The sequence below is a fragment of the Bradyrhizobium sp. SZCCHNR3119 genome, from assembly GCF_032487775.1.
Classification (GTDB): Bacteria; Pseudomonadota; Alphaproteobacteria; order Rhizobiales; family Xanthobacteraceae; genus Bradyrhizobium.
The window spans coordinates 1,076,162-1,098,451 of sequence record NZ_JAUEUV010000001.1 but is presented as its reverse complement, the minus strand read 5'-3'; the positions used below and the strand labels follow the sequence as shown (position 1 = coordinate 1,098,451).

Sequence of the window (22,290 nt, the reverse complement as noted above, 5' to 3'; positions counted from 1 at the left end):
TTCATTGCTCACGTGGCTGGCTTCGAAGCGGCGCTGCGATATTCACGCAGCGCCGCTCCGGACAAGGGTGGGCAGACTGGTGCGCAAACGGGCCATCGTGCCTCCACGTCGGCCGCCGAGGTTTGGATCATCTCGCGCAGCCACATATTGGCAGGATCCTTGTCGAGATGCACGGGCCACTGCAGCCTTTCGGTGATGGTTGGGAGCTCGAAGTCGGTCTGCAGAATACGAAGCGGCAGCCCTTGCGCGCGAGACAGGACCAGGCGCAACGGCAGGATCGCCATATACGGCGTGCCGACGATGAACTCGGGCACCAGCAGGAGACTCTGCAGGCGGATCGTTTTCGTCCGCCGGATCCCCACGGACTGGAAGAACTGATCGACGATGCGGACGCTCAAGCGCTCGTCGAGTGCAACAGAAACGTGGGTGAAGGCCGCAATCGCGTTCAGCGAGACGGGGTCCACCACCGCCGTATTGCCGGCCCAGACAACAGGAACGAACCGCTCCTCCCATAGCACGCTGGTGTTGACGGCGGCATGGAAGGGAACGTTGGAGCCGATGAAAACATCGAATTCAGCGGCGGACGCACGCTCACGCGTGTCCGGAAGCGGCAGTTGGGAAATCGAAATACCCGGCGCAGCCTGGGCGACCCGCTTGATGAGATTGGACAAGAGAATACCGGCTACGTAATCCAACGCGACGACCGCGAAGTCGTGCTCTGCGGTTTCCGGCGTAAACTCGGCGCGCGCCAGCGCTATCGTACGGGCGCGCGCCACGAACTGATCGACCGAGTCCGCGATCTGCGCGGCGAACGGGGTCGCCAGCATCTCGCGGCCGGATTGAATCAGGAGGTCGTCATCGAAGTGACTGCGTAACCGCGCCAGTGCGCTGCTGATCGTGGACTGAGTCAGGTTGAGTGTCTCGGCGACCCGGCTGACGTTCCTCAGCTTGAGCAGCAGGTCGAGGACCAGCAGCAGGTTCAGGTCCAGTCTATGGCACCGCATGGGCCCTCCGCTGACGAGGATTCGTAGGTCGGCCGCCCGCCGAGATGTGCGGCCGGTCCGCTCAGGAGAGCGCGAACAGGCGCTCGGCGTTCTGGTATGCGATCAGCTCGCGCTCGCGCTGCGTGAGCGCAGCTCCTTCGAGGAAGCGGAGCGCCTCAGCATCATCCTCGTAAGGAAAGTCGGCAGCGAACAGGATGCGTTCAGCTCCGAGCACGTCGATCGACAGCCGAAGCGCGGGCATGGAGGTGACCCCGGCCGTTGTGATCACGAAGTTGTCCAGGAAGTACTCGCTCGGCAGCCGGGGCAGCTTTTCGACGGCGCCGATCTTCACCTGCAGGAGATAGCGATTGTCGATGCGCTGCAGCCAGAACGGGATGCCTTCGCCCATATGGCCGAGAATGATCTTGAGCTTCGGATGGCGAGCGAAGCTGCCGGACATGATCAGCCGCATGGCGTGCAGGCCGGTCTCCGCCGCAAAGCCCCAGCCGGCGAAATAAAGGCCGTAATCGAGGAACGGCTGAACCATTCCGGGTGCAGGTTCGCGCGGATGCAAGTACATCGGCAGGCCGGTCGCCTCCATCGCCTCGAAGATCGGGACATAGCGGGGCGCGTCAAGATATTCGCCGAACGTGTGGGAGTTGACGATCAGGCCGCGCAGGCCGAGCGACTTGATCCGTTCGATCTCGCGCGCGGCCGCGGGGGGATCCTGCGGCGCGATGGCGCCCAGTCCGGCCAGCCGCGTCGGTGCAGCGCGCACTGCTTCGGCGAGCGCGTCGTTGGCGTCGGCTGCGAGCCGTACGGCGAGATCGGGCGCGAACACCTGGACGCCGGGGGACGTCAAGGAGAGCACCTGCATGTCGACGCCGACCTCGTCCATATGCGCGATCCGGCCCTTGCCGATGTCAACCAGGCGTCCATGCAGCAGCGCGTTGCCGGGCGTGTCGGCCAGGATGCTTTCGCCCATCTTGGCAAAGCCTGGTTCGACGTCTGAGCGCGCCAGCACCTTCGTCCATTCTGCGGCGATCTCGGCGGTGACGAAGGCTTCTTCGACGGCAATCTTTTTCATGTCACGCTCCTTGCGACGCTGTCCGGCCGCTCATTCTTCGGTCCCGAAATAAAGATGACGCAGCCGCTCGTCCGCACGCAGGACGGCCGGCGGGCCGGACAGAGTAATCCGTCCCTTGTTGATGATGTGGGCGACATCGGCAAGGTCGAGCGCGCGCTCGATATCCTGCTCCACGACCAGCATGGACAGCCCCTCGCGCTTGAGCTCGGCAAGCGCCGCATACAGGCGGTCCATCATGACCGGCGCGAGACCAAGGCTGATCTCGTCGAGAATAACGAGCCGCGGCTTGGCCATCAACGCGCGACCGATCGCCAAGGCCTGCTGCTGGCCGCCCGACATCGAGGTGCCCGGCGCGTTACGCCGCTCCGCGAGCACCGGAAACAGGGCGTAGACGCGCGCCAGACGCGCCTTGCGTTCTGCTGTGTCGGCGCGGCGTGCAGCCACCAGCAGATTTTCCTCGACCGACAACGAGCCGAAGATGCGCCGCCCCTCCATGCAATGGGCGATGCCGCGCGCCGCCACCGCATGCGGCGGCAAGCGTGTGATGTCCTCGCCATCGAATCGGATCCGGCCGGCAGTGATTGGCAAGGCGCGGCTGATCACATGAGCGAGGGTGGTCTTGCCGGCGCCGTTGCTGCCGAGAATGCCCACGACCTGACCCGGCATCACCGACAGGCTGAGGTCATGAATCACCCGAGCCTGGCCATAGCCCGCGTACACGCCATCGAGTGCAAGCAGCGGCTCAGCGCCTGCCGTCGACGCAATGACGTTGGCGCGCGGCGTCTCTGAAGAGGAGGTCTTGGGGGCGGCGCCATGGCTGGTGCCGAGATAGATCGCGGCGACATCGTCGCTCGCCAGCACGTCGGTGGTCGGCCCCCTCGCCAGGAGCTTGCCGAAGTTGATGACCATAAGATCGTCGCAGCACTCCTTCACGATCCGGATCACGTGTTCGATGACGATGATCGAGCGCTCGCCGTCGTTCAGCGACTGGATCAGGGCGATCAGCTCGCTGACTTCGCTGTCGATCAGGCCGGCACCGACCTCATCGAGCAGCAACAGCTTTGGTTTGAGCGCTAGCGCGCGGGCGACTTCGAGGCGCTTGCGCCGGAGCAGCGGCAGATCGCGGGCCTTGACGTGGGCGGCACCGCCGAGCCCACAGCGGTCGAGGATGTCGCGCCGTTCGGCCGCGGCCGTCGAGGTGGCGATGAACGGGGTCAGCGAGAATTGGCCGACGGCGAGATTCTCCTCCACGGTCATGTCGAGGAAGGGGCGGGGGATCTGGTAGGTGCGGCCGATGCCGCTCCGCGCTCGCTCGGAGGCGGGCAGACCGGTGATGTCGCGGCCCTCGAAATCGATGCGTCCTGCACTCGCGGAAATGGCGCCGCCGAGCAGCCCGATCAGGGTCGACTTACCGGCGCCATTCGGGCCGATCACACCGAGCACGCGACCCTTTTCGAGCCTGATATCCAGGCTTTCGATCGCGACGAGGCCGCCATAGCGCTTGCCGAGACCGACGGCGTCGAGCAGCGGAGTCGTATTGGTGGCGACGGTCATGAGCTCGCAGCCCTGGTGGGGCCGGCGCGCCGCAGCGCGGCTTCGACGAGGCCGCAGAGTCCGCGCGACGCGAAGCGGATCAGAATGATGAGAATGACTCCGGTGATCGCGACATGGAGCTCTGGGTAGTCGGCGAGCAGCTCGCCGATGGCGACGAAGAAGACTGCGCCGATGATGGCGCCGAAGCGCATGCCGAGTCCGCCGATGATCACGATCGCGAGCGGATCGACCGACCATTGCAGGCCGAAGCTGCCGTAGGGTTCGATGGCGCCGAGCTTGATCGCCTGAAGACCCCCGGCAATTGCGACGAGCGCGCTGGCCGCAGTGAACGCCGCGAGCTTGACGCGGAACGCACGCACGCCGACCTGGCTTGCGGCGTCCTCGTCGTCGCGCACCGCCCGCAGCAGTACCGAGAAGCGAGAGCCGGTTGCCAAGGTCATAACCAGCGAGGCGAGGACAAGCAGCAGCGCGGTGTCGCGAAACAACGCTGTGATATCGGGCAAATCGGCGCTGACGAACAGGCCGGTAGCGCCGCCGAACCAGGGCACATTGACGACGAGCAGCCGCAGCGCTTCGGCAAGCGCCAAGGTGCCGACGGTGAAATAGAGTCCACGCAGCCGAAACAGACCGCGCGACATCACAAGCGCGAGTGCCATGGCCGCAACCGCCGAGGCAGCCAGCGCCAAGGCGATGCCGCTATCGGCGTAATTGAGCAGCCCGACCGTGACATAGGCGCCAAGGCCGAAGAAGGAGGAGCTTCCCAAGGACACCAGCCCGCCATAGCCGGCAAGCAGATTCCACGCTTCCGCCAGCACGATATAGAGCAGCAGCTTGAAGCCGATCTCGACAAAATAGGTTGGCAGAATCGAAGGCGCGACCATCAGCGCCGCGAAGAAGATGCCGGCGAGGGCGAGGCGGACAAGCGGATGATGCAGCAGCAGGCTGTGCTCGGGAGCGCGTGTGGTCAGCACGGTCATGCGCGGCTCCCGAGGAAGCCCTGCGGCCTGAGCTGCAGCATCGCCAGGAACAGCACCAGGCCGACCAGGTCGCGATAGCCGTCCCCGAGCGTGAGCCCGCCGACGCTCTGCAGCACGCCGAGCACGATGCCTCCGACCAGCGTTCCCAGCACATTGCCGAGTCCGCCGAGCACGATCACCGCGAAATCCGTCAACAGATAGGTGGCGCCGCTGGTCGGCGTGAAAGACAGCGCCACCCCGATCAGCGTGCCGCCGATTCCGGCGCAGGCGGTGCCGAGGCAGAAGGTCAAGGCATAGACCCGGCTGACATTGATGCCGATGATGGCAGCCGCAAGCGGCTGGTCGGCGCTGGCGCGCAGCTCGCTGCCGAACCGGCTGCGTGCGATCAACAGATGCACCGCCAGGATCAGCGCGGCCGAGATGGCGAAGCCGATCACGTAGATCTGCGGCGCGCTGATCGGGCCGAGCGTCAGCGGAACCGTGGCGTAATCGCGCTCGATGGCGCGGGTGTCGGCGCTGAACAGCAGCACGAACAGGTTCTGCAGGATGATGGAGAGGCCGAACATGGTCATCATGGCCGCTTCCGATCCCTTGCCGGCCAGCGGCTCCAGCAGGAAGCGATAGATCGGATAGCCGATCAGCGCGAGAATGAGGCCGATCAGCGCTAATCCGGCCAGCGGATCGATGCCGGTTCGCTGCAGCAGGAAGAGGCCGGCATAGGCGCCCGCCACGAGAAATTCGCCATGCGCGAGGTTCACCAGACGCATGACGCCAAGGATGATCGACAGGCCAAGCGCCGTCAGCGCCAGCATGCCGCCGAGCAGCAGGCCCGAGATCAGTGCATTGACGATCACATCGAGACCAGGCATTCGCATTCGCCCGCATGACATCGGTGACGGCCGGCGCGATCGGCGCCGGCCTTGTCTCAGCGGTCAAGGCACCGGGAACAGGATCTTGCCGGTGGCGCGGTCCGCCGGCCAGACGATGCTCGTCTTGCCGCCCTGCCATTGCAGCATCGCCAGCGGCAGCTTGGCGGTGTGGTTCTCGTCGAACTTGATGGGCCCGACCACATAGGTCTTGTCGGTCTTGGCGGCCGCAGCGTTGATCTTCTCGGGATCGAGCGAGCCGGCCGCCGCGATCGCGTCGAGCAGGATCTGCGCCGCAGCATAGCTGTCGGCGATGTGCTGGCTGAAGGTCAGCTTGGTCTCGCTTTCGAACGCGGCCGCGAGATCCTTGGCGCCCGGATAGGGAAAGCTCGGATCCCAGTAGCCGCCGACCAGCACACCGTCAGCAAGCTTGCCGAGCGCTTCGGCGAACTGCACCGGCTCGGCCCCCTTCTCGATGACGAGCAGCTTGGGTGCAAAGCCTGCGGACGCAATCTGCTTGCGGATCGAGACCGCTTGCGGGGTGATGGCATCGACCAGCACGATCTCGGCGCCTTTCGCCTTCGCCTCGGCGACAACCGAAGTGAACTGGGTGTTATCGACTGGGAACGACGCGTTCTGCACGACGTCATAGCCGGCGTCCTTGGCGATCTGCGGCCACAGCGTGCCGCCAACGACCTGGCCGTCCGGGCCGTTGTCATGGAAGATCGCGACCTTCTTGTTGGTCTCGAGCTTGAGATCGTCCAGCACCTTGAACGGGATCGCGGCGAGTTCGGGCTCGTGGAAGAACAGGTCCCAGACGTAATTCCACTTACGGACCGACTTGAATGCCTCGATCGGATTGCAGCCGGTGACCAGCGGGATCTTCTTGCGTTCGGCGACCAGCGCGCCGGCATTGACCAGTGCCGGGGTGCAGGAGCCGAGCAGGGCGCGCGCCTGATCGCGCGACAGCAGGCTCTCGGTATTGGCGGCGGTGACGTTGGGATCGGTCTTGTCGTCACGCAGCACGAGCCGGACCGGCATCTTCTTGCCATCGATGGTGATGCCGCCAGCCTTGTTGACCTCGTCGACCGCACGGCTGTAGCCCCATTTCTGGAAGCTGCCGAACCCGGCCAGCGGTCCGCTCAGCGGAATCGACGCGCCGATGACGATGTCGTCGGCTGCGTTGGCTGGCGTTGCGGACCAAGCTGCGGCCAGCGAAAGCAGCGTGATGGGCAGAATTCGTTTGAGGACGGGAAGCCGTCTTGATAACGGCGCCTGCGACGTGCGGGTGGCCATGTTTCCTCCAATTGCTGCGCGAGGCCGTTTTGGCCCATCTCTTATTTGGGGGCGCTCCTTGAGCCGGAGCGCCCCGCGCCGCCTTAGAACGTGTTGTCGCCGGTATAGCGCCGGTACAGGACGGGCAAGATCTCGGCGAGGTAACCCATTTCCTCGGTGGCGTGCTGGTGCAGGCGTCGGGTGAAATCGTCGTTGAGCTGGCGCTTGCGCCCTTCGACGGCGATATGTTCGGGCACCGGCTCGCGCGTCTTCTTGTCGGCGAGAATGCCGAGCCAGAAGCGGGAGCGCATCTCGCAGCCATAATCGGTATCCCGCACGAAATGACACATCCGGCCGACATGGACCGGCGCGTCCTGATCGCCGATGCGCGCGCAGACTGCGACTGCGCCGGAGGCGTCATAGCGTGCGGCGTCGAAGATCTCGTGCGGATGGTGGAAGTCGATGACGAGATCATAAAGCGGCCCTGTAGGACCTACCATATATTCGCTGACGACGTGAGAGGCGCCGATATAGTTGCCGTCGACTCGGTTGAGCCAGGCACTGGCGACATGATCCCGCGGATGCCAGAGCTTGTATTGCTCGATGCCGCCGAGCCAGCCGAACCACCAGTGCACCATCTTGGCGCGGCAGCCCGGCATCCGCGTCAAGGCGGCGACCAGCTTCTTGCCGGCGGCGAGATCCTTGTAGCCCGACTCGAACGGAAGATAGCCGGGATCAAGCAGATGATTGCAGTCCTCGAATTCCACCGTTTCCTCCCGATGTAGTTATCGTTGATCTTGCTTATTGTCTTCGTCTCAAGCGCGAGACACCATGCTACGCGGCGTGAGATGGTCGTCCCGAAAGGTTGAGTATCTCCCGCGCGCTGGGTGCGGTTGCAACGCTCCCGTTTGCTTCGCGAACGAGACGTGCAGCGCGGGCAACAAACTCAGCATTGTTCTTGGCAAGGCGGCCCTTGGCATAGAGTACGTTGTCCTCCATACCGACCCTGATATGCCCCCCTAGCGAAAGGGTGGCGAACAAGATTGGCAGATGGCCAGCGCCGATGCCGAAAGCCGACCACTCCGCATGACGTGGCAAGAGGCTCTTGAGGAACACGAGGTTTTCGACCGTAGCGGCGATACCTCCGGCTGCGCCCAGTACGAACTGGAAATAGCCGGGTCCTCGCAACACGCTTTTCTTCATGTAGTGGATGGCGTTGTAGAGCATGCCCGGATCGAATACCTCGATCTCCGGCATAACGTCGTTCTCGTTCATGACTCCGGCAAGCCTCTCAAGGAAGGCCGGATGATTGATGAACAGCGTCGAATGCATCCAATTCATCGAGCCAGCGTCGAAGGAAGCGAGCTCGGGTTTCAGCTCGATCAGATGCGCCATGCGGGTCTCATCTGTCGCGTTCAGGTCGCCTGACGTGGTGAGGTTCAGCACGACGTCGCAGCGTTGGCGGATGCGTCCGACGGTCTCGATAAATCGACCTTTGTCCATGGTACCCTTGCCGGCATCGTCGCGCATATGCAAATGCGCGATTGCTGCGCCGGCCTGCCAGCATTCGTAGACGTCCTCGGCAATTTCGCGTGGCGTGAGTGGAATTGCTGGATTGTGCTCCTTGGTTGGAAACGCGCCGGTGGGAGCGACGGTGATGATGGTGTCGGCCATAAATCTTTTTCCTCTCCTTTGTGCACCAGCGGCGTTACGGCTTGATCGTTGACTAGAATCTCACGAATAATCGCTTGACGCCTTGAGCTGTTTCACCAGGCGCCCGAGAAAGGCGCGGCGGATCGCAGGGATGTTCTCCTTGTCGTAGACGTAGAATCCTTCACCCGTCTTGATCCCGAGCTTGCCCTCGGCGACCTTCTGCCGCAGCAACGGGCTGGCCTGGCGCGAGGCGTCCATCGCCGCGAGCAGATTGTCGCCGACGGTGAGCCAGATATCGAGGCCGCCAAAATCGGCGACCTCGAGCTGGCCGGTGGTGGCATAGCGGAAGGCCGGGCCGAATTTCAGCGCGGTGTCGACGTCGGCGGCGTCGGCGACGCCCTGCTCGATCAGGGAGAACACCTCGCGCGCGATCGCCTGCTGAATCCGATTGGCAATCAGGCCTGGCACATCCTTCGCCACCTTGGCGATGCGCTTGTCGATCTGCCGATGCAGGGCTATGACCTCTTCGAGCAGGTCAGGCGGCATGTTGCCGAAGGCGGAGATTTCGACCAGCGGCATCAGCAGCGGCGGGTTGTACCAATGCGTCACCAGCGTGCGGGCCTGACGCGCCCCCGGCAGAGCTGCAATCATTGGCGCGAGCGGCAGGCTCGAGGTGTTGGTGGCGAAGATCGCGTGAGCCGGCGCCAGACTGTCGAGCTCTGCCAACAGCGCCTGCTTCAGCTCCAGCTTCTCGGGCGCGGCCTCGACGATGAAGTCGCGGTCTTGGACTGCTGGCGCCAAGGATTCGAATAGAGTGATGCGCTCGATGGCGGCTGTGGCCGCGTCCGCTGCGACAGATGCCTCGTCCACCAGGAGGTCATAGCCGGCCTCGACCTCAGACCTGATGGTGGCGCGCTGCGCGGCCGAGGGTTCGACCAAGTTCACCGGAAAGCCGCGCAGCGCGAACGCGGCCGCGATGCCGCGCCCCATCGTGCCGCCACCGATCACTGCAATCCGCTGCAACATGCCTGTCTCCAGCTGTCAGGAGTTCGGCGGCGGGGATTATCCCGCCGTGTAGCCGCCGTCGGCGTCGAGGGTATGGCCGGTGTAGAAATCCGAGGCTCGCGAGACCAGGAACAGCAGGGGACCTGCGAGATCCTGCGGCTCGCCGAGCCGTCCCTTGGGAACGCGGGCCAGAAAGCCTTTGCGTACGTCGCGCGCCCGCTCGGTGTCCTCGAACATCCAGGCCGTCAGCGGCGAGCGGAACACCGTTGGCGCGATCGCATTGACGGTGATGCCGCTATCGCCCCATTCGCAGCCGAGTGCGCGAGTGATGCCGTCGATCGCGGATTTCGAGGCGCAATAGGCCGAATAGCCGGCGGGATGGCCGAGCTTGCCGCGCGCCGAGGACATCAGCACGATCTTGCCGCCGCGGCCCTGCGCCAGCATCTGCTTGCCGGCTGCCTTGGCCATCAGCCAGGACTGCGTCACATTGGCATCCATCACGTCGAGGAAGCGCGCTGGCGCCATGTCGACGATTTTGGATACGTCGTTCTTGCCGGAGGCGACGACGAGGATATCGACGCCGCCGAAGGCAGCGACCGTCTTGGCAACAATGTCGTCGCAGGTCTTCTCATCGCGCGGGCGCGCTTGGATGCTCAGCGCCTCGGCGCCGAGCGCTCTCGCATCGGCGACCGTCTTGTCCAGCGCTTCAGCATTGCCGGCGACCGCAGCGACCTTGGCACCGGCTCCGGCCAGCACCTGGACAGCCAGCGCGCCAAACGCACCCGAGGCGCCGGTCACGACCGCGACCTTGCCGCCGATATCGAACAGAGACAGGGGATTTTTCAGGAAGTTCGCGCTCTTGCTCATGGCGTGACACCCGGCGGATAGGGGATGATGACCAGCATGGTGCAGACATCATTGCGGCGATTGACGATCTCGCGGACCTCGTTCGGCGCGATGGTGCAGCTGTCATAGGGACTGAGCACGGTCTCCTTCCCGTCTACGATCACCGTCATCTCGCCGGCGAGGACGACATAGACCTTCTCGAACGGCGTCGAATCCGGACCGGCGCCGCCACCTGGCAGGAATTGCGAGAGGCCGACCCATTGGTTGGTCGGGCCGCCCGGCTCAAACCCCTGCAGCCGCAGGCCAACCACGCCGCGGTGGTTGGGCGCGTCATAGGGCTTGGCATCATGGAAGCGCTTCACATGCATCAGAACGCCTCGCCCTTCTCGATGCGGTAAGCTTGGTTTGGATCGGTGATGGCAACCAAGCGGATGATGCAGCCGTCACCGCGATCCCAATTCCAAGGGAAGAACGCGAAGGTGCAGCGCTTGCCGGTGACCTCGTCGAGATCACCGCCGACATTCTCGATGCCGAGAATGCCGTGCTTGAAGAGCTTGTTATGGACCGGCTCCCATTCCGGGAAGTCCTCGGTCCAGTCGCGACCGCCGGACCAGGCGCGATATTCTTCCCGCAGATGCGGCAGCAGCGGGCCGTTGCGATGCTGGCCGATGGCCGTGGCGAGCGGATGGTCGTTGGCCTGGGTGTCGTGGCCCACCACCTTCACTTGCTTGTCGACCATCCAGTCTGCCGCTGACGGGACCAAGCCCGGGCAGTAGGCGAAGTAATCGCCATCTTCGTAAGCCTTATGCCAACCGGTGTTGATGATCAGCACGTCGTGCGGACGGATCGCATGGCCGCAGGCCTTTTCCAGATCATCGGCGGTGATGGATTCCCACTTCTTCTTCGGCAGCGACACCACGAGGCCCGAGCCGAAGAAATGCGGCAGCGGCACTTCGTCGATGAAGGGCGTGCCCTGCACCACATGGGCCGGTGCATCGATATGCGTGGTCGAATGCATCGAGGTCGTGATGCGCTGAGACAGCACGCCAGACTTCGCCATGTAGTGGATGCGCTCGATCTTCACGTCTTCGAAATAGGGCCAGTTCGGGCACTGGAATCCCCAGCGATGGGAGAGGTTGGTGAACCTCAGACCCATGGCGTTGTCGGTGTTGCTCTGAAAATCGATGCCCCGAATCTTGATGGACATGCGCATCCTTCCCCTTTGAACTGCTTTTTCCTCGAAGCAAGTAATCCTGCTTGCCCCACATTGCGATACACATGTACCATATAACGGAAAAGGTCAACCGAAATTCGGACGCGCAACGGCTCATGCCAACCGGCGCGTCGGCCAGTCAGGGACATCGGTGTGATCCGAGCGCGCGGCGTCGTCGTGTTTTTGGCCGTTGCGCTAAAGTGTCAGCGAGCAGATTCCGATCGCATGATCGGTCCAATCGGAGGATAAGAGACTGATGTCGAAAGCCGCAGCGCGGGCATTAAAAACCAGAGCCTCCGCGCCGCCACCGTCTGATGAACGTGGCGGCAATGGCATCCAGGTGCTGGCGCGCGCCGGCAGCATTCTGCGCACGCTGGAGAGCCATCCGAACGGCTTGAGCCTCGGCCAGATTGCGAAGTCGGTCGGGCTCGCCCGCTCGACGGTGCAGCGGATCGTGGCGGCGCTGATGGCCGAGGACTTCGTCACGTCGAGCGGGCCCGGACAGGTTCGGATCGGCATGGGCCTGTTGCGGATCGCGGCTTCAATCGGTGCAAATTCCAGCGAAATTATTCGTCCGCACCTTCTCGCCTTGGGCGAAGAGGTTGGCGAAACCGTCGATCTGTCCGTCCTGTCGGGCGGGTCGGTGGTGTTCGTCGATCAGGTGCCTGGCCGTCGCCGGCTAACAGCGCTGTCCGCAGTCGGCGAGCGTTTCCCGCTCCATTGCACCGCGAACGGCAAGGCCGTGCTGTCCTGTTTCTCGCCGGAAGAAAGCGAGGAACTAATCGAGAAGAGCCTGGCCGAGCACCCCGACTTCCCGCTCGCCAACCGCAAGCGCCTGATCGACGAGCTCAATGATATTCGCCGCACTCATCTCGCCTACGATCTCGAAGAGCATGGTGCGGGCATCAGCGCGATCGGCACGGCCGTGATCGATCATTTCGGCCGTCCGGTCGCGGTGTCGATTCCAGTGCCGACGCAGCGCTTTCTGGAAAACCGCGACGCCTTTGCCGAAAAGCTGCTCGGCTTCCGGCGGAGGGTTGAAGGCATTCTGTCGCGCTGAGGGGCGAATGGGCTCTTGCGAGCGCAACCATGATGCGGTACATCTGAACCGAATAACAATACAGCGATAGAAGATGTCCGTTCGAGACATCCACGCTGTAGGACCGGGGGCGAACAAGCTCCGGGCGCATGAGGGCAGGAGGAAACGCCATGATCACACGTCGGTCGGCTCTGCTTGGGGCCATCTCGGGAGCTGCGGTCGGGATGGTCGGCTCACGGTCCGCCAGGGCCGAGCCGATCGGTCTGAAAGTCTCGCATTATCTGCCGCCCAATCACACGTTTCACCGCGAGCTGACAAAATGGGGCGAGAGCCTCACCGAGCAGTCGCAAGGGCAGCTGACGCTCAACATCTTCCCGGCCTCCCAGCTCGGTCCGGTGAACCGCCAATTCGATCTCGTGCGCAACGGCGTCGTGGACATCGCGGTCGGTCTCCATGGCGCAACGCCCGGCCGTTTCCCAATGGCAGATCTGGTGGCGTTGCCTTACTCGGCGCCGAAGGCAGGCAACAACAGCGCCGTCACCTCGCGTAGGCTCACAGAATTGGCGCCGACCTACCTCTATCCGGAACATCAGGGCATGAAGGTGTTGTGGATGGCGGTGACCAATCCGCTCATGGTCCACACCAGCAAGCGTCCCGTTGCCAAGCTCGAAGATTTCAAGGGCTTGCGGGTCCGCTATGCCGGCGAGCAGTTCGCGCAGATCATTCCGCTGCTCGGTGCAACGCCGCTCGCCGTGCCTCCGGCCGAAACCGCAGACAGCCTCTCCAAGGGCATCATTGATGCCGCGACATTTCCCTACGAAGCGTGCCAAAGCTTTGATCTGGGTACCGTGATCAAATATTCACTGGAGCCGGGTGTCAGCACCGCGACCTTCGCGGTGGCCATGAATCCAAACAAGTTCAAATCACTGCCGGCCGAACTGCAACAGCTGATCGACAAGACCACGGGGCCCGCGATGGCCGAGCGCTTCGGAGCTGCCTTCGACGCCAGCGAAAAGGCCGGTCGTGCGTACATGGCCGGCAAGGGCGTGCAGATCTCGCAATTCGCCGATGCTGAGCTCTCCCGCGTGAAGGAGATTCTTGCTCCGCTGCGCAACAAGGCCCTCGGCGAGCTCGAGAAGGCAGGCAAGCCGGGCAAAGCGTTTCTCGACGCCTACACCGCCTAAAGCGGAAGCCACCTGACGCCTGCCGAAAACCCGGCGGTGTGCTGCGATAGGATATCAACATGGCCGCCGCGCCACTTGAAACCTTCACCGCCCGTCTGAAAACAGCTCAAGTCCGGCTCGCAATGATCGCGCTCGTCATCATGATGCTCAGCACATGCGTCGACGTGACTTTGCGCTTTCTCTTCAACCGCCCGATCCGCGGGGCCTACGACATCGTCGAGGCGTGCCTCGTCGTTTTCGTCTTTCATGGGATGTCGGCGAGTTTCTTTGCGCGCAAGAACATCGTGATCGATATCGTCGATTCCCTGGTCAGCTCACGCGTCGAGCGCGTGCTGGTCCGCCTCTCCGACGTGATCTCGCTCGCGCTTCTCATCGTTGTCACCGCGGCGATGATCGCGCCCGCCCTGCAGGCCTATGATTACGGTGATCGCAAGCTGGAGCTGGGTCTGCAGCTCTGGGTGCTCTGGATCTTTGCGATCGTCGGCCTGATCGGCACGCTGCTGTGCGCGCTCGGACCCTTGGTGCGGCCAGTACCGGCCTCGCGCAGGATCTCTCATGCCGAAGGCGGGGAGGGGGCATGAGTGTCCAGTGGATCGGTGCGATCGGCGTTCTCGCGCTGTTTGCGCTTTTGTTCCTGCGCGTTCCGGTCTGGGCGGCACTGCTCATCGTCGGCCTCACCGGCAACACCGTCATCAATGGCTGGGCCGCAGCTTTCACGACGCTCGGCACGACGCCGTTCGACGTCGCCAATTCCTATGCACTGTCGGTGATTCCGCTGTTCATCCTGATGGGCGATGTCGCTTCGAGCACGCGGCTATCGGCGGATCTATTCAATGCCGCGCGCCTGCTGCTGTCGGGCGTGCGCGGCGGTCTCGCGGTCGCGGCGATCGGGGCCTCCGCCTGCTTCGGTGCGGTCTGCGGCTCATCGATTGCGACCGCGGCCACCATGTCGCGCATTGCGTTGCCGGAAATGCGCGAGGCGAGCTACGATGACGGTCTTGCCGCCGGTGCGATCGCGGCGGGGGGATCGATCGGCATTCTGGTGCCGCCATCGATCATCCTGGTGATCTACGGCGCCATCGCCGAGCAGTCGGTGCCAAAGCTGTTCGCGGCTGCGCTGTTTCCGGCGATTATCCTCACCGTGTCCTATGTCGCGCTGGCGCTGCTTGCGGCGAAGCTGAACCCAAAGCTCGCCCCGCTCGGCAAGCCCGTCGGCTGGCGCGAGCGTCTCGGCGCGCTACGCCAGCCCTGGCAATTCCTGCTGCTGTTCACGCTGACCATTGGCGGCATTTATGGCGGCATTTTCAGTCCGACCGAAGCCGCTGCGCTCGGTGCGTTCGGCGCGATCGTGCTCGGCGTGATCGGCCGCAGGCTGTCGGCAGCCCAGCTGTTTCAGGCGGTCGAGGGCGCGGTATCGACCTCGGCCTTGCTGTTCGCCATCATCATCGGCGCGACCTATTTCGCGAGCTTCGTCGTTCAGACGCAATTGCCACAGCTGCTCGCCACGATCGCCCAATCGCTGCATCTGCCCGGCCTTGCGGTGATGGGCATCATCATAGTCGCTTATGTCGTGATCGGCTGCTTCCTCGAAGGCATCGGCATGGTTCTGATCACGGTGCCGGTGTTTCTGCCGCTGGTCACGCAATATGGCTACGACCCGGTGTGGTTCTCGATCATCGTGGTGATCGTGGTCGAGCTCGGCCTGATCCATCCGCCGGTTGGGATGAACCTGTTCGTGATCCAGGCGCAGGTGCCGGATATCAGCCTCGGCGCAATCTATCGCGGCATTCTGCCGTTCCTGATTGCGCCTTTCCTGCTGCTTGCTCTGCTCCTGATCTTTCCCGAACTCGCACTCTGGCTGCCGAGGGTCCTGTATGGCTGATCGTCCTCTCGAGATCGTCGTAATCACGCAGGACGTGCCACGGCTTGCGGCGCGCCTCGCCGAAACTTGTCCGGAGGTCATCATCCATGCCGGAGGGTCGGCATCGGCGGTGCTCGCGCACGCAGCCTCGGCCCGGGTGCTGATGGGACTCGCGCAGTCGATCACGCCTGGGCTCGTTGCGGCCACCCCGCGGCTGCAATGGATCCAAGCCTTCACCACCGGGGTCGATCCATTGCTGGCGCTTGGCCTGCCGAACCACATCCTCGTCACCTCGGCGCGCGGCATCCACGGGCCTCAGATGTCGGAGATGGCGTTCATGCACATGCTCGCGTTGGGGCGGGGACTGCCGCGGATGGTCGACAACCAGCATCGCGCAGCATGGGAGCGTTGGCCGCAGCGTCTCCTGCTCGGAAAGACCGCCGTGCTGGTCGGGGTCGGGGCGATCAGCGAGGATCTGGCGGTGCGCTGCCAGGCATTCGGCGTGCGCGTGATCGGCATCAGCGACGCGCGCGGCGAGGGACGTGGATTTGACGCTGTTCGTCCCCGCGGCGAACTGGTGCGCACCGCGCGGGAGGCCGATTTCCTGATCGTGCTTGCAGCTTATACGCCCGAGACGCGGCACCTGATCGACGGGACGGTGCTGGACGCGCTGCCATCCCACAGCTTCCTGATCAATCTGGCGCGCGGGCCGGTCGTGGATGAGGCCGCGCTGATCGACCGGCTGCAGCGGCGGACATTCGCCGGGGCAGGTCTTGACGTCTTCGATGTCGAGCCGTTGCCTGCCACCAGCGCCCTCTGGCAGCTGGACAATGTGCTGATCACGCCGCATCTCGGCGGCATGAGCGACTGCTATGAAGAGCAGCTGCTACCGCTTGTGATGGAGAACGTGAGGGCGTTTGCGGCGGGCGATCATGCGCGGATGCGCAATCGGATCATATCAGGTCGAGCTGGAGCTGCCGCATGAGCGTGCACGAACGAATTCCGGTCCGCATCAGCGATGCGGAACTCTCTCGGCGCTGGGCCGCGATGCGGGCCGCGTTGAAGCAGCACGGCATCGACGTCGTCATCGTGCAGGCCACCAATGATTGGCTCGGCGGAAACGTCAAGTGGCTGACCGACATTCCGGCCAACAACGGCTATCCGCGGACGGTCTTGTTCTATGCCGACGACCTCATGACCGTGATCGAAATGGGCGTCTTCAACGGTCGGCGTTCGCTCAAGGGTGAAGACCCGATCCACCGCGGTGTCGGTACCATCCTGACGACACCGTCATTTCCGTCGATCGATTATACGGTGCGCTATGACGCCGATTTGGCCGTGGCGGATCTGCAGGCGCGGAATGTGCGGCGGGTCGGGCTCGCCAATGCCGGGGGGGTTCTCGCCGGGTTCAGCGAGGCGCTGCGCGCTGGGCTTGCCAATATCGAGATCGTCGACGTCACGGAGGAGATCGATGCGATCAAGGCGATCAAGAGCGAGGAGGAGCAGGGCTTGATCCGACGCACCGCGGCGCAGCAGGATGAGGTGTTCGCGCATGTCTGCCGCGTCATTCGTCCCGGACTGCGTGATATCGACATCACCTCGGCCGCGCAGATGAAGGCCCAGCAGCTCGGCAGCGAGCAGGGCATCTTTCTGGGCGCCTCCGCCAAGATCGGCATTCGCTCGCCCTTCATGGGCCGGCACTTCCAGGGCCGCACCTTGGCCGAGGGCGATCATCTGTCGCTGCTGATCGAGGTCAACGGGCCCGGCGGCTTCTTTTGCGAGATTGCGCGCACCTTGGTGCTGGGCAAGGCCAGCGCGGAGCTGCGCGATGGCTTCGCGGCGGTCAAGGCGGCTCAAGACCATACGTTGTCGCTGCTCAAGCCGGGAACATCGGCCCGGTCTATTGCCGCGGCCCACGACGACTACATGACCACCCGCGGCCTTCCGCCCGAGGTGAGGCTCTATGCCCACAGCCAGGGCTACGATATGGTGGAACGGCCGCTGATCCGTCGCGACGAGACCATGGCGATCGCCGTCGGCATGAATTTGGCCGTGCATCCAGGATATGAGACCGACGCGATTTTCGCCGTGATCTGCGACAATTATCTCATTGGCCCGGGAGGGCCGGGTGCGTGCCTCCATCGCACCGAGAAGAAGTTATTCGAGCTATAGCGGTCGCATGCTCGCTGCTGCGGCAGTACCCCGGCCAGGCAGTGGTGAGATGAAGGCGGAAGTTGCCGTCCAGAGACGGATTCGTGTACGCACGCCGGCCTGTCGTGCTGTCCAAGCATCGACAACTGGTAATCTCGGCACGAAATAGTCTGTGATCGGGGTTGGGTCCGCCAATCCGGCTCCTGATCTGTTGTGGCACAGGGCCCTACCTCCTTACGGACCCTGCAAGCTGGTACAAATCCTTGGGAGGACCCTGTAAGTTCAGCCTGCGGTCTTCGGGAGAGACTAACGCCATCGGCCCTCGCATTCAGCCATTTCCAGACGATCCCCGATGCCCCACAAACCGCAATGGGATCCAGACGCCCGCTCCTGGGCTAGTACTACTGAGTCAAAAACCGCCGGTACGTCAGGCTAAGAATCAAGTATTTGTAGAGATTCAGACTTTCACGCGCGGGAGGGTCGAATGGATCTCAAGCTTGAAGAAGCCAGTGCGCGTCGATTTGCGTCCTATGTCGAAGGTCTCGCGAGCGAGATCGGGCACGCAGACAGAATAAGCCCGCTGCACGACTATTGTACAGGCCTGATGCTGCCCGGGGAGCGCAAGAGCGTGGAACCGATGGCAGCTAGGACAGCTCCGGCCCGCACGGCGGCCCAGCATCAGTCGCTGCTGCACTTTGTCGGTGTCTCCTCCTGGTCGGACGAGAAGGTGCTGGCCAAGGTGCGCGAGATGGTGCTGCCGGCGATGGAAAAAGCCGGGCCGATCGAGGCCTGGATTCTCGATGACACGTCGTTTGCCAAGAAGGGAAAGCATTCGGTTGGCGTGCACCACCAATATTGTGGCGAGCTCGGCAAGCAGGCCAATTGCCAAGTGACGGTATCGCTGTCGATTGCCAATCACGCCGCCAGCCTGCCGGTGGCCTATCGGCTGTACCTGCCGGAAGCCTGGAGCAAGAACCGCGTCCGGCGAAACAAGGCGGGTGTGCCCAAAGACATCAAGTTCATGACCAAGTCGAAGATCGCGCTCGAGCAGATACGTCGTGCATGCGAAGCCGGTCTTCCACGTGGGGCAGTCTTGATGGACTCCGGCTATGGCCGTGACTCGGAGCTGCGCACAGAACTCACGTCTCTCGGATTGACCTATGTTGCGGGCATTCTGCCGAACACCCTGATGTGGCGGCCCGGGAGCGGCCCGCGGCGGAAGGGAAAGCCGCTGAACAACACGGGTCGTCGTGACGAGCCGGACCTGGTACCGGCCGAGAAAGTAGCTCGCGGCCTGCCCAAGGAGGCCTGGCGCACGATCAGGTGGCGGGAGGGGTCGGCCGAATGGCTGTCATCACGGTTCGCCCGTATGCGCGTTCGTGTCGGGCACAACAAGCTGATCCCGGAGAAGCTCCAATCGGAATGGCTGCTGATCGAGTGGCCTGAAGGGGAAAAGAAACCCACCAAATACTGGCTCTCGACATTGCCCGCGAACACCAGCTTCCGGCACCTTGTCGACTTTGCCAAGCTGCGTTGGCGCGTCGAGCGCGACTATGAGGAGCTTAAGCAGGAAGTCGGACTCGGGCACTATGAGGGACGCGGCTGGCGCGGCTTCCATCATCACGCCACGCTTTGCATCGCGGCTTACGGCTTCCTGATCGCCGAGCAGGCGACGATTCCCCCCTCAGGACCGCGTTGCGCCCCGAGAATCCAGGCGCCTCCCTTACCCGCCGATTATCGACCCAGAGGAGCCGCCTACGCGGCCTGAGCGCCACGTGCCGAACTCGATCGCAACCATGCGCGTCCGGCTGATCCGAGCCCTGGTAAGAACATTGCCCCGATGTCCATGTTGCGGCCTTGTCTCGGCGCCAAAAACGCGGAGAAATTTGTGACGCAGTAGTACTAGGCTGCCCTTCAATAGGAAAACAGCGTTTTCAAAGTGCTGAGTTTAGCGCGTAGAGGACCCTTGCTGCCATCCGCCGATGAGAGATTGCCAAATGCAGGATTGTCCATTTGGCATCGATGGTGCGTTTGCCGGGGAGTAGGCTGGCGGCCTCACTGATGTGGAAGAGTTATCTCCGTTATGTTGGGAGGTCCAACCTTCTAGCCGGCTTCCAATCGATAGGGGACGTCCCTGAGACTGCTCCGCTCGGAACGGCACTCGGCAAAGCCGTTCGACCCGCTGCTTCGAGCAGCGATTTGAGATGGTTGCAGGTCCCCGCAACCAAGACATAGATACTGCCCCAAGCCGATGCTGCGGGAGTGTCTTTGCTTTGAAGATCGACGCGTCCAGCAGAGCATCCGGCTTCATGGGCCCATGCGGCCACAGCACAATCGTGCTGATGCGCCGGATCTCCTCGCCGTTCATCGCTGACGTCTCGCCTTAGCTCCAGTGCCTTCGCCGATCGGTACGCTTCAGTGAGGCATCGAGGCGGTCAATATCTAAGATCAAAACGATCAATTTTACGAATGTTCCGCGATCGCTCATCAATGACGCGATCGGACGGCGCGGGCGCGTCGCCAGGACGAAGGTCGACGGGCGCAAGCTCGTTTCGAAGAAGAACGCGCCGCTAAAAAGGGGGGATCCATGAGAACAGGACTGATGCGGCCCGTGTCCGTAGCATTGATAATGGTCGGACTGATCCGGGGCGCGTGGGCCGCCGAGAACGGGACTACGAACTACCCGGCGGGCTCGCCCGGGGTGTTCATCTCCGCATTTCCGCCGATTCCGGGTCTGTTTGCGATCAGTCAGACCAACTACACCAGTTCGAACGGCTTGTATGACGGACAGGGCAACAAGCTGCCGATCAACTTCAAGCTCTCTGCCGTATCGGAGACAATGCGGTTTCTCGCCAGCTATCCCGGCGATTTCTTCGGCGCGCACATCTATTCTCAGCTGGTCGTGCCCTATGTTCACCTCGAAAGCTCCAATCCGGGAGGATCGTTCCAGGCCAACGGCTTTGCCAACCCGACCTTTTCGCCGATCATCCTGAACTGGGTGTCGCCTATGCAGAGCTTCACCCTCGGCCTCGACATCATGCCGAATATCGGCACCTATTCGGCGCGGCAGCCGCTGAATGTCGGCACCAATTATACCACGATCTCGCCGGTGCTGGCTTATCGCTATGCCGATCCGAAAGGATTAGAGGTCGCCGTTTCGCCGCGTCTGCTGCTGAACAACACCAACACAGACTCAGTCAACGCCTTTACGCAACTGACCCAGCAGTACCGGAGCGGCGATGCGCTCGTCGTCGACTTCGCCGCGGGCTACAATATCGGCGCCTGGAAATTCGGGGTGGTCGGCGGCTATACGCATCAGTACCAGGACGACAAGGTCAACGGCATGAAGGCGTTCAACTTCGCCGGCGTGCAGGACGGAAACCGCCTCCGGTCCATCAATGCAGGCCCGTCGCTGACCTACAATGCGGGGCCCTATCAGATCAACATCAACTACCAGCATACGTTCTACGTCGAGAACGGCAGCCGCGGCGATACGGTCTGGGCCAATCTGGCTTTCCCCATCTGGGTGCCGGCGCCGCCGCCGCCGCCCGGAGCCGGGCCGGTCAAACACTGAGTCGCCAGCCTTGATCCATCGCCTCTGGGCGGAAACGGTCGCGCGACGCACGGCCGTTCCTTCTTGACCGCGGCTGATCGACTGCCATCAGGGTAACTCGGCGACGACTTCGCGCATCAGATCGCGCAGCCATAAGAGACCTGCGTCGTTGGAGCGGTAGCGGTGCCATTGCACGCGCTGCCGCAGGGCAGGCAATGAGACCGGCAGCTCGATGATGCGGATGGGGAGGCTCCGCTGCGCGGCGACCGCAAGCCGCCGGTGCACGGTCGCAATCCGGTTTGTGCCGGCGACGAGATGCGGGATCGCGGTGAAAGCATAGACTGAAACATCCTCGCTGCGGCTCATGTTGCGCTGCTCCAGATAGTAGCTCTCCAGCGATTGGGCCGTAGCCGCCGGCCGCATCACGACGTGTGACGCCCTGGCGAACTCCTGGCGTGACAGCTTTCCCTTGCCATACCTTCCCTTGCTCCACGCGATGACGCAGAAGTCGTCTTCGAAAATCAGTTCCGACGGATGCAGCTTCGAGCTGAATTCCTCCGGGATGATGAGAAGGTCGACATCGCCGCGCTCGAGCGCACGCTCGGGACGCTGGACCTGCTGGATGAAATCGAAGCGGATTCCGGGCGCAAGCGCTTCGGTGCGTGCCATCAAGCGCGGGATCATCGTAACCAGCGTGTAGTCCGACGCCAGGATCTTGAAGCAGCGATCCGATTGAGCCGGATCGAACTGTGCGGACGAGGCGATAGCCCAGTCGACCCGCACCAGAAGGTCTCTGATCGAGTCCTTAAGCACCTCGGCTCGGGGGGTGAGCTCCATCTTGCGGCCGATCTTTACCAGGAGTTCGTCGTCGAAATAGGTGCGCAGGCGCAGCAGGGCGTTGCTCATTGCCGATTGCGTCATGTTCATCCGCGCGGCAGCGCCACTGACGCTGCGTAGGTGCAAGAGATGATCGAGCGCCACCAGAAGATTGAGGTCGAACTTGTTGTTGAAGCGCATCGCCGGCCTCGCTGGATGTATTCAGA

21 protein-coding genes are annotated in these 22,290 nt (G+C 63.1%); 8 read left to right on the top strand and 13 right to left on the bottom strand.

All coding sequences use genetic code 11. The features are described from left to right. Positions 1–8: 8 nt before the first annotated feature. From QX034_RS05285 to QX034_RS05230, 12 genes are all read right to left on the bottom strand, one after another. Positions 9–1,004: a LysR family transcriptional regulator gene (locus QX034_RS05285; RefSeq protein ID WP_315704800.1), complete on the bottom strand. Its 996-nt coding sequence runs from the start codon at positions 1,002–1,004 to the stop codon at positions 9–11. 61 nt (positions 1,005–1,065) lie between these two features. Beyond that, positions 1,066–2,070 (bottom strand): amidohydrolase family protein, encoded by a 1,005-nt coding sequence (locus tag QX034_RS05280; RefSeq protein WP_315704799.1) that lies wholly within the window; start codon positions 2,068–2,070, stop codon positions 1,066–1,068. A gap of 30 nt (positions 2,071–2,100) precedes the next feature. Beyond that, on the bottom strand, positions 2,101–3,624 hold the full coding sequence (locus QX034_RS05275; protein WP_315704798.1) for an ATP-binding cassette domain-containing protein: 1,524 nt from the start codon (positions 3,622–3,624) through the stop codon (positions 2,101–2,103). Further along, positions 3,621–4,601: a branched-chain amino acid ABC transporter permease gene (locus QX034_RS05270; protein WP_315704797.1), complete on the bottom strand. Its 981-nt coding sequence runs from the start codon at positions 4,599–4,601 to the stop codon at positions 3,621–3,623. Before QX034_RS05270 ends, QX034_RS05275 begins: the two co-directional genes overlap by 4 nt. After that, positions 4,598–5,470, bottom strand: a complete 873-nt coding sequence (locus QX034_RS05265) for a branched-chain amino acid ABC transporter permease (protein ID WP_315704796.1) — start codon at positions 5,468–5,470, stop codon at positions 4,598–4,600. The genes QX034_RS05270 and QX034_RS05265 overlap by 4 nt, the downstream gene beginning before the upstream one ends. A 63-nt stretch (positions 5,471–5,533) precedes the next feature. After that, positions 5,534–6,763: an amino acid ABC transporter substrate-binding protein gene (locus QX034_RS05260; protein ID WP_315704795.1), complete on the bottom strand. Its 1,230-nt coding sequence runs from the start codon at positions 6,761–6,763 to the stop codon at positions 5,534–5,536. A gap of 83 nt (positions 6,764–6,846) precedes the next feature. Continuing rightward, on the bottom strand, positions 6,847–7,509 hold the full coding sequence (locus QX034_RS05255; protein WP_315704794.1) for a DAPG hydrolase family protein: 663 nt from the start codon (positions 7,507–7,509) through the stop codon (positions 6,847–6,849). 67 nt (positions 7,510–7,576) lie between these two features. Beyond that, the gene (locus QX034_RS05250; protein ID WP_315704793.1) at positions 7,577–8,416 is read right to left on the bottom strand and encodes a 3-keto-5-aminohexanoate cleavage protein; all 840 of its coding nucleotides are present in this window, start codon (positions 8,414–8,416) and stop codon (positions 7,577–7,579) included. Between the two features lie 60 nt (positions 8,417–8,476). After that, positions 8,477–9,421, bottom strand: a complete 945-nt coding sequence (locus tag QX034_RS05245) for a 3-hydroxyacyl-CoA dehydrogenase family protein (protein ID WP_315729648.1) — start codon at positions 9,419–9,421, stop codon at positions 8,477–8,479. A gap of 36 nt (positions 9,422–9,457) precedes the next feature. After that, positions 9,458–10,267 carry an SDR family NAD(P)-dependent oxidoreductase gene (locus tag QX034_RS05240; protein ID WP_315704791.1) on the bottom strand — a complete coding sequence of 270 codons (810 nt, stop codon included), beginning with the start codon at positions 10,265–10,267 and terminating at the stop codon, positions 9,458–9,460. After that, on the bottom strand, positions 10,264–10,614 hold the full coding sequence (locus QX034_RS05235) for a cupin domain-containing protein (protein WP_315704790.1): 351 nt from the start codon (positions 10,612–10,614) through the stop codon (positions 10,264–10,266). Before QX034_RS05235 ends, QX034_RS05240 begins: the two co-directional genes overlap by 4 nt. Continuing rightward, complete coding sequence (locus QX034_RS05230; protein ID WP_315704789.1) at positions 10,614–11,453, bottom strand: cyclase family protein; 840 nt, start codon at positions 11,451–11,453, stop codon at positions 10,614–10,616. The genes QX034_RS05235 and QX034_RS05230 overlap by 1 nt, the downstream gene beginning before the upstream one ends. Positions 11,454–11,715: 262 nt before the next feature. Here QX034_RS05230 and QX034_RS05225 point away from each other — a divergent pair, with 262 nt between their 5' ends. The 8 genes from QX034_RS05225 (at position 11,716) to QX034_RS05190 (ending at position 21,268) form a co-directional block, all read left to right on the top strand. Next, positions 11,716–12,519: an IclR family transcriptional regulator gene (locus QX034_RS05225; protein WP_315704788.1), complete on the top strand. Its 804-nt coding sequence runs from the start codon at positions 11,716–11,718 to the stop codon at positions 12,517–12,519. A 149-nt stretch (positions 12,520–12,668) separates the two neighbouring features. Next, a complete protein-coding gene (locus QX034_RS05220; protein ID WP_315727648.1) occupies positions 12,669–13,682 on the top strand; it encodes a TRAP transporter substrate-binding protein in 1,014 nt (337 codons plus the stop codon). 59 nt (positions 13,683–13,741) lie between these two features. Beyond that, on the top strand, positions 13,742–14,263 hold the full coding sequence (locus QX034_RS05215; RefSeq protein ID WP_315727650.1) for a TRAP transporter small permease: 522 nt from the start codon (positions 13,742–13,744) through the stop codon (positions 14,261–14,263). Then, the gene (locus QX034_RS05210) at positions 14,260–15,564 is read left to right on the top strand and encodes a TRAP transporter large permease (RefSeq protein ID WP_315806390.1); all 1,305 of its coding nucleotides are present in this window, start codon (positions 14,260–14,262) and stop codon (positions 15,562–15,564) included. The genes QX034_RS05215 and QX034_RS05210 overlap by 4 nt, the downstream gene beginning before the upstream one ends. Further along, positions 15,557–16,528 (top strand): D-2-hydroxyacid dehydrogenase, encoded by a 972-nt coding sequence (locus QX034_RS05205; protein WP_315727654.1) that lies wholly within the window; start codon positions 15,557–15,559, stop codon positions 16,526–16,528. Before QX034_RS05210 ends, QX034_RS05205 begins: the two co-directional genes overlap by 8 nt. Further along, positions 16,525–17,715 (top strand): M24 family metallopeptidase, encoded by a 1,191-nt coding sequence (locus QX034_RS05200; protein WP_316166462.1) that lies wholly within the window; start codon positions 16,525–16,527, stop codon positions 17,713–17,715. Before QX034_RS05205 ends, QX034_RS05200 begins: the two co-directional genes overlap by 4 nt. Positions 17,716–18,178: 463 nt before the next feature. Next, positions 18,179–19,462 (top strand): IS701 family transposase, encoded by a 1,284-nt coding sequence (locus QX034_RS05195; RefSeq protein ID WP_315727656.1) that lies wholly within the window; start codon positions 18,179–18,181, stop codon positions 19,460–19,462. 819 nt (positions 19,463–20,281) lie between these two features. Continuing rightward, entirely contained in the window at positions 20,282–21,268 is a 987-nt protein-coding gene (locus QX034_RS05190; RefSeq protein ID WP_410050919.1) for a transporter, read from the top strand. Positions 21,269–21,355: 87 nt separating this feature from the next. Here QX034_RS05190 and QX034_RS05185 read toward each other — a convergent pair whose 3' ends face one another. After that, on the bottom strand, positions 21,356–22,264 hold the full coding sequence (locus QX034_RS05185) for a LysR family transcriptional regulator (RefSeq protein ID WP_315704782.1): 909 nt from the start codon (positions 22,262–22,264) through the stop codon (positions 21,356–21,358). Between the last annotated feature and the right edge of the window lie 26 nt (positions 22,265–22,290).

Bases quoted from the DNA above. Each gene is read 5' to 3' on its own strand.
- QX034_RS05240 (WP_315704791.1), bottom strand. From the start codon at position 10,267: ATGAGCAAGAGCGCGAACTTCCTGAAAAATCCCCTGTCTCTGTTCGAT.
- QX034_RS05185 (WP_315704782.1), bottom strand. From the start codon at position 22,264: ATGCGCTTCAACAACAAGTTCGACCTCAATCTTCTGGTGGCGCTCGAT.
- QX034_RS05280 (WP_315704799.1), bottom strand. From the start codon at position 2,070: ATGAAAAAGATTGCCGTCGAAGAAGCCTTCGTCACCGCCGAGATCGCC.
- QX034_RS05195 (WP_315727656.1), top strand. From the start codon at position 18,179: ATGGATCTCAAGCTTGAAGAAGCCAGTGCGCGTCGATTTGCGTCCTAT.
- QX034_RS05200 (WP_316166462.1), top strand. From the start codon at position 16,525: ATGAGCGTGCACGAACGAATTCCGGTCCGCATCAGCGATGCGGAACTC.
- QX034_RS05190 (WP_410050919.1), top strand. From the start codon at position 20,282: ATGAGAACAGGACTGATGCGGCCCGTGTCCGTAGCATTGATAATGGTC.
- QX034_RS05205 (WP_315727654.1), top strand. From the start codon at position 15,557: ATGGCTGATCGTCCTCTCGAGATCGTCGTAATCACGCAGGACGTGCCA.
- QX034_RS05270 (WP_315704797.1), bottom strand. From the start codon at position 4,601: ATGACCGTGCTGACCACACGCGCTCCCGAGCACAGCCTGCTGCTGCAT.
- QX034_RS05285 (WP_315704800.1), bottom strand. From the start codon at position 1,004: ATGCGGTGCCATAGACTGGACCTGAACCTGCTGCTGGTCCTCGACCTG.
- QX034_RS05275 (WP_315704798.1), bottom strand. From the start codon at position 3,624: ATGACCGTCGCCACCAATACGACTCCGCTGCTCGACGCCGTCGGTCTC.
- QX034_RS05225 (WP_315704788.1), top strand. From the start codon at position 11,716: ATGTCGAAAGCCGCAGCGCGGGCATTAAAAACCAGAGCCTCCGCGCCG.
- QX034_RS05215 (WP_315727650.1), top strand. From the start codon at position 13,742: ATGGCCGCCGCGCCACTTGAAACCTTCACCGCCCGTCTGAAAACAGCT.
- QX034_RS05235 (WP_315704790.1), bottom strand. From the start codon at position 10,614: ATGCATGTGAAGCGCTTCCATGATGCCAAGCCCTATGACGCGCCCAAC.
- QX034_RS05245 (WP_315729648.1), bottom strand. From the start codon at position 9,421: ATGTTGCAGCGGATTGCAGTGATCGGTGGCGGCACGATGGGGCGCGGC.
- QX034_RS05265 (WP_315704796.1), bottom strand. From the start codon at position 5,470: ATGCCTGGTCTCGATGTGATCGTCAATGCACTGATCTCGGGCCTGCTG.
- QX034_RS05250 (WP_315704793.1), bottom strand. From the start codon at position 8,416: ATGGCCGACACCATCATCACCGTCGCTCCCACCGGCGCGTTTCCAACC.
- QX034_RS05260 (WP_315704795.1), bottom strand. From the start codon at position 6,763: ATGGCCACCCGCACGTCGCAGGCGCCGTTATCAAGACGGCTTCCCGTC.
- QX034_RS05220 (WP_315727648.1), top strand. From the start codon at position 12,669: ATGATCACACGTCGGTCGGCTCTGCTTGGGGCCATCTCGGGAGCTGCG.
- QX034_RS05230 (WP_315704789.1), bottom strand. From the start codon at position 11,453: ATGTCCATCAAGATTCGGGGCATCGATTTTCAGAGCAACACCGACAAC.
- QX034_RS05210 (WP_315806390.1), top strand. From the start codon at position 14,260: ATGAGTGTCCAGTGGATCGGTGCGATCGGCGTTCTCGCGCTGTTTGCG.